Annotated in this window: 13 protein-coding genes; 2 read left to right on the forward strand and 11 right to left on the reverse strand. The window is 58.0% G+C overall.

Features of this window, described 5'->3' with window-relative positions; all coding sequences use genetic code 11:
* Positions 1 to 171: 171 nt before the first annotated feature.
* The 4 genes from dctA to AC0L2J_RS13055 form a co-directional block, all read right to left on the reverse strand.
* Positions 172 to 1,467: a C4-dicarboxylate transporter DctA gene (gene dctA, locus AC0L2J_RS13040; protein WP_473390661.1), complete on the reverse strand. Its 1,296-nt coding sequence runs from the start codon at positions 1,465 to 1,467 to the stop codon at positions 172 to 174.
* A gap of 536 nt (positions 1,468 to 2,003) precedes the next feature.
* A complete protein-coding gene (locus AC0L2J_RS13045; RefSeq protein ID WP_473390334.1) occupies positions 2,004 to 3,218 on the reverse strand; it encodes a TlpA disulfide reductase family protein in 1,215 nt (404 codons plus the stop codon).
* A gap of 221 nt (positions 3,219 to 3,439) precedes the next feature.
* The gene (locus AC0L2J_RS13050) at positions 3,440 to 3,721 is read right to left on the reverse strand and encodes a hypothetical protein (RefSeq protein ID WP_473390337.1); all 282 of its coding nucleotides are present in this window, start codon (positions 3,719 to 3,721) and stop codon (positions 3,440 to 3,442) included.
* A gap of 154 nt (positions 3,722 to 3,875) precedes the next feature.
* Positions 3,876 to 4,106: a hypothetical protein gene (locus tag AC0L2J_RS13055; protein ID WP_473390339.1), complete on the reverse strand. Its 231-nt coding sequence runs from the start codon at positions 4,104 to 4,106 to the stop codon at positions 3,876 to 3,878.
* A gap of 317 nt (positions 4,107 to 4,423) precedes the next feature.
* Between AC0L2J_RS13055 and AC0L2J_RS13060 the strand changes: the two genes are divergently transcribed.
* Positions 4,424 to 4,555 (forward strand): hypothetical protein, encoded by a 132-nt coding sequence (locus tag AC0L2J_RS13060; RefSeq protein ID WP_473390342.1) that lies wholly within the window; start codon positions 4,424 to 4,426, stop codon positions 4,553 to 4,555.
* A gap of 1,582 nt (positions 4,556 to 6,137) precedes the next feature.
* Here the strand turns inward: AC0L2J_RS13060 and AC0L2J_RS13065 are convergent.
* The gene (locus AC0L2J_RS13065) at positions 6,138 to 6,419 is read right to left on the reverse strand and encodes a hypothetical protein (protein WP_473390695.1); all 282 of its coding nucleotides are present in this window, start codon (positions 6,417 to 6,419) and stop codon (positions 6,138 to 6,140) included.
* 81 nt (positions 6,420 to 6,500) lie between these two features.
* On the opposite strand from AC0L2J_RS13065, the gene AC0L2J_RS13070 reads away from it, so the two are divergent.
* Complete coding sequence (locus AC0L2J_RS13070; protein ID WP_473390666.1) at positions 6,501 to 7,052, forward strand: YkgJ family cysteine cluster protein; 552 nt, start codon at positions 6,501 to 6,503, stop codon at positions 7,050 to 7,052.
* 64 nt (positions 7,053 to 7,116) lie between these two features.
* On the opposite strand, the gene AC0L2J_RS13075 is transcribed toward AC0L2J_RS13070, so the two are convergent.
* From AC0L2J_RS13075 to AC0L2J_RS13100, 6 genes are all read right to left on the reverse strand, one after another.
* Positions 7,117 to 7,410 (reverse strand): hypothetical protein, encoded by a 294-nt coding sequence (locus tag AC0L2J_RS13075; RefSeq protein WP_473390345.1) that lies wholly within the window; start codon positions 7,408 to 7,410, stop codon positions 7,117 to 7,119.
* Positions 7,411 to 7,833: 423 nt separating this feature from the next.
* Positions 7,834 to 8,220, reverse strand: coding sequence for a LysR family transcriptional regulator (locus AC0L2J_RS13080; protein WP_473390347.1), 387 nt, complete (start codon positions 8,218 to 8,220; stop codon positions 7,834 to 7,836).
* A gap of 370 nt (positions 8,221 to 8,590) precedes the next feature.
* A complete protein-coding gene (locus AC0L2J_RS13085; protein WP_473390350.1) occupies positions 8,591 to 9,937 on the reverse strand; it encodes an alpha/beta hydrolase in 1,347 nt (448 codons plus the stop codon).
* A gap of 11 nt (positions 9,938 to 9,948) precedes the next feature.
* Positions 9,949 to 11,103, reverse strand: a complete 1,155-nt coding sequence (locus AC0L2J_RS13090) for a S1 family peptidase (RefSeq protein WP_473390354.1) — start codon at positions 11,101 to 11,103, stop codon at positions 9,949 to 9,951.
* Positions 11,104 to 11,123: 20 nt separating this feature from the next.
* Positions 11,124 to 11,699 (reverse strand): M12 family metallopeptidase, encoded by a 576-nt coding sequence (locus tag AC0L2J_RS13095; protein ID WP_473390357.1) that lies wholly within the window; start codon positions 11,697 to 11,699, stop codon positions 11,124 to 11,126.
* A gap of 103 nt (positions 11,700 to 11,802) precedes the next feature.
* Positions 11,803 to 12,885: a hypothetical protein gene (locus tag AC0L2J_RS13100; protein WP_473390360.1), complete on the reverse strand. Its 1,083-nt coding sequence runs from the start codon at positions 12,883 to 12,885 to the stop codon at positions 11,803 to 11,805.
* Positions 12,886 to 12,965 lie beyond the last annotated feature (80 nt).

Here is a 12,965-nt window from a genome sequence, read left to right on the forward strand (position 1 = left end):
CGTTGTAGACCAATCCAACGGACCCGGTCGGGCCTCTCAGTTCCGATGATTGCCTTCCATGCGTGATCCGGCCATCGACCCCGACGGAGCGACATCGTCTCGCATAACGACGATGCTCATGCAGCCCTTCGTGTTTATTGGCCGTCGGAGGGCCGAGCTGAGCTCGCACGTCTACTTGAGCTGCGCATGTAGCGAGACATGGTCGAGTTCGCCTTCCCACCAGGACACAAATACCGCGGCAACACCGTTCCCGATGATGTTGGTAAGCGCGCGCACCTCGCTCATGAACTTGTCGATCGAGAATACGATCGCAATGCCCGGAACAAGCTCAGGACTGACCACCGTCAACGTTGCCGCCAAGGTGACGAAGCCGGCACCGGTAACACCGCTTGCGCCCTTCGAGGTGAGCATCGCCACAACCAGTATCGTGAGCTGCTGGCCGAAGTTGAGATCGACCCCGAGCGCCTGTGCGATGAACAAGGTCGCCAACGTCATGTAAATGTTGGTCCCATCCAAATTGAAAGAGTATCCGGTCGACACCACTAGCCCCACGACCGGCTTGGAACAGCCCAGCCGTTCGAGCTTTTCCATCAGCTGCGGCAGCGCGCTTTCGGACGACGACGTTCCGAGCACGATCAGCAACTCATCCTTGATATAAACGATGAACTTTAAGATAGAAAAGCCGACCAAGCGCGCGATCAGGCCAAGCACAATGCTCACGAAGAGCCCGGCTGTCACATAGAACAGCGCAACCAATCCGATGAGTTTACCCAGCGCGGAGGGTCCGAATTCGCCGATAGTGTAGGCCATCGCGCCGAACGCCCCGATCGGCGCGGCCTTCATCACGATCCTGATGACACCAAACACCGCGTGTGCGGCATCGTCGACCAGACCGCGCATCCGCTCACCCGGCTCACCAAGCGCCATCAGCGAGAACCCGAATAGGATGGCAAACAGCAGCACCTGTAGCACGTCGCCTCGCGCAAGGGCGCCAACCACGCTATCAGGAATGATATTGAGAAAGAAATCGACCGCCTTCTGCCCTTCCGCCGTCTTGACGTAGTTGGCTACCGCCGCGGCATCAGCCCTGGGAGCGAGCCCATGACCGGCGTGAACGAGATTGCCCATCACGAGACCCAGGACGAGCGCGAAGGTTGATACGATCTCGAAGTAAAGCAGCGCCTTGACGCCGACTCGACCGACCTTCCGTGCATCCTGAACATGCGAAATTCCGGAGACAACAGTGCAGAAGATGATCGGCGCGATCACCATCTTGATCAGCTTGATGAACCCATCACCAAGCGCTTTGACCCAGCTACTCGTCCCCACAGCGGGCCATAGCCAGCCAACGAGAATGCCAATCAGGATCGCTATGAGTACCTGGACGTAAAGCACTTTGTACCAGGGCCCAGATTTCCGGAACAGGGCGGCGGCTTTGGCAGAGCGACGCTGACGCTGATTGTACATCATGCTCGACCCGGCGCCGTGCTCGCAAAGAGGCTCATTGAAGATACAGCTTCGCTCAGTGTTCCTTCACCGGCGGGCGCAGGGGAATGTGACGGCTCCGAACAGCACAGTCCAGAGCCACGGACTGGCGCCTCTCCCGAATCGGCTTGCCGTCCAAGCGGAACGAAGTTCTGAACCGCTTCCGACAGCAGCGATAGAAAGTTGAGAAAGCTTCCTTGAGAGCTGGAAAGCATCAGCATCACCACCCATTTCTCTTTTTAGTTGTTCGAAGATGCCATCCGGCATCTTCTAGGACGTCAATCTTAGCAGCCGCCGACTATCTTCACTTCAGCAGGCACTCTCGCCGCTATCGCGTCGGAGCGCGACCAACCTTGAGGAAACATTCGCCATAAAGAACTTATGGTGGTGCGGCCTCGCCTGCGTTCACCGGCTCGCGGCTCCTGTCCTCACTTCATGTGAATGCCCGGACATTCCCAAGAGGCTTCGATTTCGACCGCAAAACCACGAGGCCGAAAAGACATGCCAAGCAGCATTGCTCACGCTGCCTCCCTTGGCGATCTCGGTTCCGGTTTTTCGAGAGCCGTGTCTTGCGGGGCTGAACAGCACTCCTCGTAAGAGAGCTTTTCACTCCTGTAGCTCGCCAAAGCCTGGAGAGAGCACTGCACGACGTCCCGTTTCGCTAGATCCGGGACAGGCGCTGCATCCAGCCACCTCAGCGCCACCTCGACCAATTCGATCGCGCGGTCCCTCTTACCGGTCTCGTAATAGTACTGAGCGACCGCCCCGTACGACAGGAACTTCGCGCCGTCGCTGCCTCGGGGCGGATTCGCCGCCAGGATGTGTTCGGAGAGCTCCTTGCCCATGGCAAAGCGCTCCGCATGCGGAAAATCGGAGTAGTCTTTCGCGGGGTCGAACAGTTGGCGGATCGCGACGCTCATCCAAACCACGGACTTCTTCTCGATCGCGTCGCGAACTAATTGGCGCAACACCGGCAGGCCAGCCCCCAGGTCGCGTATCTTGTGAAGCAACAATTCCACGTGAAGCCCACGGAAGGTGACCTCGTCCGGCATCGCCGCGAGGGCCTCCTCGATAGCTGAAAGGGCTGTCGGCCAATCCTTTCTCTTCATGGCGGGCTCAAGTCTGGCAAAGATCGGCTCCACCAGAGCTCTCTTCTGCGATAGTTCACGCTTTCTGCGTCGGCCCGTGCTTGTCCTTTCCGCATCCAGCGCTTTGGCTTCGTCGCTCATTGCCCAGGATCCGTTCAGAACTTTGGGCAAGGCATGATCGAGCTGCGTCGGATGACCAATAAAGGCGATGTGGCCGTCACGGTCAACGACGAATGACGTGGGAATCCCGACAGAAAAGCTTGGATCCAGCCAAAGCTTGTTCATTTCGCCGGCGTAGTCGAATGCGATCGCGTAGTTCAGATTTGACAAGCTTTTTGTCAACCAGGCGTCCAAGCTGGCTCGCGCTTCATTTTCCGTCGAAGCTTGTTCGTGAGCCGCGATGCCCACCACCTCAACTCCGTTGTTCCTGTATTTGTCTTGCAGGACCACCAGATTTGGCATCGAGGCGATACATGGTCCGCACCACGTCGCCCAAAATTCGAGGATATATACTTTCCCACGCTCGAACTTTCTAACGGGCTGGCCGCGTAGCCAGTTCTCCACCTTGATCGAGGGGGCCCGCGAACCGACGCTCAGCAGGTTCGCCGCACCGACTTGACTTGCGCTCTCAGTCAGACTGGTCATTGCTCAAATTCGCTTTACCTGGCTCTGCGGAGAAAATAGCAAGTTGCATGCCAGCCAGCGCTCATTGAAATTACGCATTTTTCTATCACTCCTGTCGAGCTTGCGACGCATGTCGCATATCCGACCAGCTGCTTGGAGCTTCTCAGGCAATCAGTCGGTCGGAGGTTCTTGACGCGCCTGTTGACCGACGAGGCGGGAAGTCAGGCAGCGCAAGGTCGAGTTCACCACTCCACGTCCTGATCGGCTTCCAGGATGACCATTTCGGCGCTCGGGATACGACGTGAACTGACCTGCTTTGGCCCGTCGACTTGCGCTTGAGTGCGATCTGAAATTTCCAATGTAACTTTTTGAGCCAAGGGGGATTGAGGAATAGTGTCCTTCCTTTGCCGGCTATTGCTCGAGAATTCACCCCGTCCCGTACTGGACGAGGAAAGCCCACCCAAAATGCAGAACTTGAGCACCTGCACATTCCGATCGATGGCCGCGTAAACAAAAGCATCCATAGGCGGCCCGATCCAGGAAACGCTCAAGAGCCGCCTGGGCGACGACGCTCTCGCGCATCCTCGGGCGGTCAGCAAAATGCTGTCTGAAACTTGAACCGCTATCTTTCTGGTCCGCGGAGCTTCGCTTGGGCTCAGCTGCGCGTCCACCTCAGCTTCATTCCGACTTGAGCTCGCGTTTTTTGCGGCGCTCGGCGCCAATCTGCATACTCCAGCTTGCTTCTCTCTGCGAAAGCATGATGGAGCTGCTGGCGTCGATCGCGCCGCGATTTCTCAACCACTTTGCATTCGACACGCTTCCAACGATCACGGCAACACACTGCAGCCCGTCGATAAAGGGGGGGCCTTCGAACAGCCTCGGTACCAATGCGGTGGAAAAAGCCTGCACATAGGAGAACTATAGTGGACAGGCTAAAGCGCATGACTGAACTCGTCGCTGAAAAAACATCGATAGATAACGAGGTTAAAACGCTGAAGGAGTAGATCACTCACGAGACTGCGGCACTCAAGAACCCCGCGCGACGCGCAAGAAGAAAGGGAGCGAGCTCCAACTGGTGAGCCAATGAGTAAGGTCACCCTTGAAGGATCGGACAAAAGAGAACTGCCATAAGCGACCTTCTCTGGTGTCCCGAATGCCGTCACTCTCGCATTAGCGAAGAACACTCCTGGCCCTTCGTTCAGCGCTGCGAAAGATGCGGAACCGAGTTGGAGGACGATGCGCCGCCTCTCGAAATCGATTTCAGAGAAGTCGATTTCGGCTACAATGTCGAAGAAGAAGAGGACGACGGAGAAGCCGAGCGGGACGAAGCTGAGGGCGACGAAGCCGGCGCGCAGTAAGAGGAGGAGCCGCGCGAATGCGGCTCTCTTTTTGGTCTTACTTGAGTTACGCCACGGATTTAACGTCTAAGAATATGCAGCATTCCCAGGCGATCACCGGTCATGCTCATTCGTACCGGCGCTGCCCTGTTTCGGTGGCCTCGTTCGAAGCCAAGCAACGTCGGGCCCATTCGATTTGTGCGTCGGTAGCGCCGTGATTACGAGCGTACATCTCGGCCACGGTGCCGAATATTTGCGCGACGTAGTATCTGACCTCGCTGCATGATACCGCGATGCGGGTCTGTAGTGACGCGAAGCGAAGGCTTCGGAGCCCAGGGGCATCAGCAGCAACGCAACAATAGCCCCCGCGCGTACAATCATTCCCCCGCCCCCTGTCTGCTTCCCACGGAGAGCAGGTCTGAGTCGCGCACACGACGCAAATTAAGAATCGCGCACTGGTCAAAGCGCCGGGAAACTGTTGCGCCAATGCTTCGGTGTTGCAGATAATGGCTGCAGATGCAGGTGTTTTGAAGCGGCCTGGACGCGGCTTCGCATCAATGTCGACGCGGGGACGCGCGATCGTTGCATTGAAAGGTAGCTATCACCGCCGAAGAACTCTCCTTCTCCGCGCGGCCTTCGGGATACGCCGACCAAACCTTCTCGCGTTAGCGGCTTGCAGGCGACGCCTAAGCGTCTGCAGTTGCCCGAATAGTGCGATGAGCTCCTCGACCCGTTCACGCAGAATAGCCGAATACTTGTAAACCTGACCTCGATTACTCATTACTGCCTCGAACAATGACCAACAATATGCACGCCGCAACGGGAAGAGTATGCAATCGGAGGTAGGACCACACAAGCCCCAAAAGACGGTAGCGTGAACTTGGAAGGCCCCAGACACCGGTTGTCGCTGCGCGTTGCTTTCGCTTTGTGTTTCGGGTCAGCTCCGTTCGAAGGTTCAGTCGATTGACAAGGCTGCGGCGGCGATGCTGCAATACAAGAACGGGCACACGCGCCGGCACCGGTGTGGCGGTTACTTCCCTACTGATGGGTCTGGTGCTCGCTCAAGAGGCGTGCGAGGCTTGCCCAGCCCCATGGTCCCGGAGGGAGCCTCGCCACCAGCTGTGGTGCTCCCAACCCGCTCAAAGGTCGTGACGAATGCCGCGAACGCCGCGACTATCACGGCAATTGCGAACAACAGGATCACAGGGTCGGGATTCGCTCAGTACTCATGAGCAACTCCACTCAGGCGGCCCGGCAGCTGAGCAGCGCCCCAAATAAGCCGCGCACTGCGGCGTATCAGCTTTCGGTCGAGAGCTTCGGGCCCAGCGCTCTCTAAATTATCACGTGCGCTTACAAACCGCGCAGTTTATTGTAGATTCAAAATATTTGTTGGTCAAACCGGGGCGTTGCTTCAGATGGTCGGGGCAAATGCTTCCTCCGCACCGGATTGACGACAACGCGACTGCAGCGTGCCGTGAAGTCATCGCTGTTACCCCGGCGCGGAACATTCGGCGTATTTAGCGCGTAGGGCTTGCGCTCGCGCTTTGGTTGCGATCTGATGCCCGCTTTCTAGATATGGCATTTTGCGCCGGAGGATTTCATGTCAGTAGCGGCCGACGCGGCAGAAGCAATCATGCGGGTGATTCGTCGAGAGCTCGCAGACGTTCAAAACCACATCGAGATAGGGAGACTGAGGAAGCGCAAGCGCGCTCGATGACGCCATTCGCAAGTTGAAGCGGATAGCGAATGAGTTGGGATGAGGGTATGGATCGAAATCAACGTCGCCTAGCGAAGAAGCAAGCGCCAAAAGCCGTCGCGCGGGATCGACCCATCCGCGCTCAACGAGTTTATTGTCGCGGAGTTGGCGCGACAGATTCATGGCCATCTCGGTCGCGCCAAGCAGAGCTTCAGCGTCGATGAAACGCTGGAGTATTTGTTCTCGAAGACCGATTTGACGGTGAAGGGTATGGCCGACATTCCTATCGCTTGCGGTCGCGGATGCTCCCACTGCTGCAACATTTGGGTGAGCGCCACAGCACCTCAAGTCCTTTTTCTTGCAAAGCGTCTATCGTCGCAGGCCGGCGCTCGCGTGCGGGAGGCGCATGAAATCACCAAGTCGTTCTCGCACGAGCAACGACCCTACAATCCTCACCCGTGTCCTCTCCTCGAAGCTGATGAGTGCTCCGTCTACCAGGGCCGACCCCTGTTTTGCAGGCTGCCTTCGTCTGCCGACGCAGAGATTTGTCGGCGCTCGTACACCAACGTCACCGACGAGAACATTCCCACCCCGATGATGTACATCGTCGGGCGCGATGCTTACTCAACTGCACTTTCTGTCGCGTCAAAGGGAGCAGGCCTTTCGCACATCTGCTGCGAGCTCAACAGCGCACTGCACTTCGCGTTAAACGCTAGACGCAGAGAGAGCTTGGCTATCCGGGGAGGACATCTTTGCGGCAGCACTCATTCAAGAGGACGCCGTCCCCTTCGAAGAATCGCCCGGCCACACCATGCTTTATAAGATGGTCTTCAAATAGCGGATGACGAAGAGAAACGCGCCTTGCACATGCGGCTCTGGAACAAATTTACGCATGGTGGGCGCCAGGGGGCAGACGAGCGAAATGAAGTCCTCCGCCGCCGGCGCGAGGCAGAGATGCGGGATAGGCAGGCTCAACAAGGGCTCGGCAAAGCGGGATGCAGGCCGCGAGGAACGTAGCCTCGTGTTCCGGAAGTTCGTTGGCGAAATGGACAGCCCATACCAGCTTGCAGATCGCGTCGAGATGGTCCGGCGATTCGCAGCGAGCAATGTCGGCATACGGCTTCACCGCCGCCGCGGTCTGCAGCGTCGCGCCGGGCGCGATCTCCTCCGCAACAGTCACTGCGGCACCGCCCGGCGAAAGGCGAGTTCCGCAACGGCTGCCGCAGTCGCTGGCGGCAAATGGAAGTCCGCCCTCAGGCGACGCGCCTGCAACGCTTGTAGGGCCTGCGCGGGGCTGCTATTTGTGTCGATGCTGAAGTTGAATTTGCGATTGGGGGCTGCCTTTGCCGAGGCGGCCTTCGCATTTCAGGAGGCGGCATGCGGCGCCTCCATTCCAGCTTCAGCGAAGCTACGCGTGTCGAACGGACCGAGGGCCCATCGCTCACCCCGATCTGGAACATTCCGTCGTCGCGCTGGACGATCAGCGCTCGGTTTTGCGAGCACTGCGTAAGGTATTGATGGGATTGGGGCGAATTGGCGCTGGTTTTGCAGCTAACACTTTGAATGTCCTTGAGAACATCGAGCTTCCAAGCTGAGTACTGGCTTATGGCTGTCCATAAGGACTGCTACGCGCCAATTGGACTAATCCAACAAGGCGGCCCTCGCCGGAGGGAGACTCGGCCTCGATGAAATCGGGATAGCGGTTGGCCGCGATGATCTGGACGTCGAGCTTAGGGTAGAGCTTGCGAAATGCCGGCAGCATCGGCGCCATGTAGATCATCGCAAACGACAGCGAACTCGTAACGCGCAGCATGCGCTTGGGCGACAGCGTGCGGTCCCTGACGCCATCCTTCAGGAGCGGACTGCAACGCTGCAACAGATCCTGCCCTGCCTCGGTCAGCCATTGCCGGCGCATGTTGCGCTCAATCAGCCGCACCGCGAGCCGCTCCTCCAGTCCGCTCAGGTGTCGGCTCGCGGCCGCGTTCGACATCCGCCGAATGTCCGCAGCCCTTGGACAGGCTGCCGAGCTCGGCGGTCTTGGCGAATATCTCTAGCTGGAGCAGCCGATCCAGTTTTGGCACATATCGGAAAAGAGACCTACGAATTTGGTTGCCGCTTTCCGCAAGGCAAATTATTCGACGCCGAACTCAGACGTGACTCGAGCCAATGGCCCGCCAATAACTGCCGCCCGTTATTTTGATGGGCGCACCAGACTCGAACCTGGGACCCGCTGATTGAGAAACCACATCCGCCCTACAATCAATCAGTTTTCGCCTCCGTGCGTTTTAATTTTGGCGTTGAACGCGCACACATCTGCCAGGTTGTGGCCCACAACTCCGCAAACAGCCGAAGAGCGATTCTTAATATGGATACATCCAATAAGTCGTCTTCGAATCGTCGGGCATCGAGCGCAGGGTCGGGGTCCGCTGCGGGGGTTTAAGATGCGTCGAAGACGAGATGATCCGGCCTATGTCATCGAGAACCGCGCGGCTGGTTGAGTACGTACTGTGATTTAGAGCAAACATTTCGCTTCCCACAGCAGAAACATCGACCGTTTCGATACCGGGCACGAGAGTTGGCCCGCTCTTGGTTACGAACCCCATTCGCGACGTGGATTGCGCTTTCTCCATGGAGGCGAGCAACGCGAGATCCGTCGAGGACGCGTATAGCGTCACCGCGCCCGCCGCTGCCTTGATTTGGCTCGCGCGCTGAAGATAAATGTCGCGATCCACGTCCGGGGCCGCAAAAATCAATTCAGTAATCCCGAGCGCCGTCTGGCTCAGCGCGGCTTGCTGCAAGGCGCCCAAAACCACCTCGCTGCCCAGACTATGCGCAATCACGATAATCCGTGAGACTTTGCCCGCCGATTTAATGAGCTGGAGGAGATCGAACAAGCCATCCGGAGCGTACAAAGCACTCTCCCGATCGTAGTCATAATCCTTCACTCCGCCCTTGGACGGCCAGGAGTACATCATGACACGGCCTTTGTAGTTCGCGTCGAAAGCAATTTGAGCCGCCTTGAAGGCTGCGTCGGAAAAGGCAACGTTGTAGCCGTGCACAAAGAGCATCAGGCTGTCGGCCGGATTTGCGATAGCGGAAGCAAACTCCTCACGGGAAAGACGATCGAGCTTCTGGATTCGGAAATGCTTTCCGTCGTCCTCTGCCTCCTTGCGTATCCCGAACCAGCTTGTCTTCGGCGTTTCGACTTCTCCCATCTTGTGAACGATGGGAATGCTAACCGTCACGCAGCCAAATGTGTTGGTGGCCGCACGACTATAGGAGATCTGGGTCAATTCCAGAGCGGACCCACCGGTCACCCCGCGATTGGTGGCGAAGTAGACGGGTACCAACCCCTTAATCACAGATCTATTGACCACCACCGCGGCTCCGGTGCTGCGTTTGTCGGGAGGCGCCTCCTCGCTCGCCTCACCGGTTGTCCGTCGCCACGGCCGATAGGCATGATAGTGCCGGACATGGTGGTAGTACCCGGGGCCATAGCGATAGCTGTATTTCTTGAACGCGCTCTCATGTTTCTTGGGCGCCTTCTGTATATGCCGGTTGGCCTGCTGCGAGGCCGGACCCTGGTGGGCGCAACCGGTCGCGAGCGCGCAAAACAAGACAATGAGCACTGTTCGAAGCTGCTGGAAGGCCTGGCCGAGCCGATGCAACCGGTTCGAACCTCGAATTGGCAAGACGAGCATGACCATCGATCAGCTACCTACTTTGCAAGGGTTTGGGAAACGTTGACCGTAGCGCCCAGCCATCCGCGATACCTGTCGACAGCAGGTCCGCTGGTAAGCTTGTAGGTGAAGCGAACCTCCGCCCCGCCGCCGTTGATCGCGCAACCGATATTGCTGGCACCATTGGCGGTCTCAACGTGCCACGTGCACCCTGTGATGCGGTAGCCGGGCTCAGCAGGGAAAGTCTCGGCATAGTCCGCCGAATGCTCCGCAAATACGACCGGGTGATCGTCCTTGGTTTTGTCCACCGTATACGCCCGCTCGATCAGCTTCGGGTCGACGAGCTGCGACACCGGGACGTTCACGATGAGGCGGCGGTCTTCGGGCAGAAGCGTATGGATCGCTCCGGAGAGGATTTCGGGGATCTTCACGCCGGCATTGGCCTGGGTCTGCACATGCGCGGAATTTAGTTTGGTCCAGTTCTCAAATGAGATCGTTGTCTCGACCCACTTGGTCCAGCAAACAGACGGCTGCGGAATAGCGGCGATCATGCTGTACAGGGGGCTTGCAGTAATCACAGTGGCGGGAATGATGAAGTTGACGCCAAAAACATCCGCCTCGTTCCACTTGACGATGCCGCCAACTGCGATCCCCAGCAGGGCGCCGAACTCGTTGAATGCGGGGCCGCCGCTGTTGCCGACGTTCATGACCGTGTTCGTTTGCCAGCGACCGTTCGGGTTAGTCTGGTTGCTTATCAGACCGCTCGATATGCTCAGATCCAGATCGAGCGGATAACCGAGCAGATAAAGTTGAGTCCCCATCGGGGCTTGCTGGTTGTCATCGATCACGGGCATTGGACACCGAGAGGCGCCTCCGCTGTTTCCGGCGGGCTGCGACAGCTCGAGAAGAGCCAAGTCTCTGGCATCGTCGCGATGAACCGCAGTGACCTTGATGGGGTTCGCATTGCGCGACCCGAGACGGGCATTGACTTCGAAGCTCTTATAGTTCTCCTCGCGTCCGATCACATGGCTGTTGGTCAGCACGAGGTTGTCGCCGATGAGCAGCCCGGAGCCGCCGCCGACTTCCTGCTTGTCGTTGTACATCACGCCAACGAACTGGACGTGAACCGTCCTGACGTTGTAACGCGCAGCAATTTGCACTGCCGCGCGATCCGCCTGCGCGGGAGCACTCATGGATACCAAAAGACCGAGTGTCAGGACGGATAGAATGTCCTGACAGCGGCGATATCGAGAGTGCTGAGCTGTCCGTTTCCGTTCCATGCTGGATTACAATAGTTCATTATGGAATTGGGGTCGTACTTGGTGACTTTATAATCGCCGACCGAGCCAGAAGCTTTCTCGTTGCGGCACTGCTCCGGCGCATCGTCGCGGTTCTGTTCATGCGTGAAACCAAGAGCATGTCCGAACTCGTGGACTGCAACCGCACGAATGCAGAACTCGCGTCTATGTCGACAACCTTTGCTCCAATGATCGAAACTGAAATTGAGAGTCATGCCCGATGGCTTGCCGTCGAGATACTTGCCGATGACGTCGGTATGGGCGCCTTCATCAGCGACCCGCACGTGCACACCTGGCGCGCCGCCCGTACAGGACGGCCAAGTCTTCGCAAACCACACGCCACCTTGCGCCGCAGTCTCCCACGTTTCCGCAACCGCTTTTCGAACAATATCGGCATACTTTTGATCCTTCGCCTGCAGGTTTTCCCAGCAGACCGGTATCTCTTTGATGTCCCATTTCGAGCCGCGGATGACCGTGCCGTACAGTTCCATTTCGGAGACTCCCGAAGGAAGCGCAGGTTGAGCGTTCGCCCCCCAGCAGAACAAGAGGACGAGCAACAGAACGAGTCTGGGCAGCCACAGGCGAAACATTTTCCTACTGCGTCGGTGTTGGGGTCGGCGGGAACACAGGCACTGGCGCCACAATGAAACCATTTGTCCGAGGCCCAGCGCCCGTACGGCGCCCGGTGGACCCGGCTCCTCCCGGAAATTCCTGCGACTTTTCTCCTCCCGGCGAGGGTGCCGTGTAAATTGGATTGTCCTTTGATCCAAGCGGCGGCGTTTTGTCCGCATAGCCGGCGGACCCGGATTTGGCTCCGTTAGCAAGGACGGCATTCGGACCGTTGATGTAGATTCCGAGATTACTGAACTGCTGAGCGGAGGCCGACGCCTGGACTGCAGCAGGCGTCCAGCGCGACGAAGTGAGAGAGTATTTTGCCTCGACGCCGCCAGTAACCTGGACTGAAAACGTGTAAGTCATTTGCGCCGGCTCCGCGCTCTCCGAAGGCATGGCCGGCGTGAGATTGTTGGCGGCTATGAGGATCGCGTTGTCCCGTAACCAAGCTGCGAGCGGCTTGGATGCATCGACAAAGATGCGCTTGTAGGCGGCGCGGTCCGGATACTTATGCTCGGCGAGGGCCTCGAGGTCGATCAGGTCCGCAGGCGCTCCTCGATAGCAGCCACGCTCATACCTTGCTGGATCCGCCGGCGCCGGCGCCGTATCGGACGCTAGCTGGGCGTTCTGCTTCATCAGAAATGACCAGATCAGGTCATAGGTATCCTGGGCTGAAGCAGTGGGGCCCATATGGGTCACCTCATTACTGCTCACGCTCAGAATCCTTTTGTAGTCGAATGCTGTACCGGATCCGAGCCCGCCGGTATCGGTCACCTTCAACTCCAGAAAGAATGTGCCGTACAGGAAGGGGTCGATGTCGAAATGAGCGTACCTATCGAACGCCTCTTCAGGCCGCCTCTTGTAGATCTTCAGGTATTCCTGTCGCCTCTCGCGTTCGAGCTGGTAGAAAGTCACGACCTCACACCTGATCGACTTGAGAAAGTACGGCAGCTCACCCGCCGTGATCACACCTGTCTGCGGGTCATGAATATGATACAGACTGGTGCACCCGCCCACGGCAAGGCAGACGCCAATGCCAGCCGCGGCTCGGCTGAATATCCCCATATGAACGCCCCCGTCCGCGTGCCTGAGCACCCGCGGATCTCCCGTGCACATTGAAAAACAGTCCGCATGGGTTCGTCAAT

It is taken from the genome of Bradyrhizobium sp. MV1.5 (genome assembly GCF_055807615.1).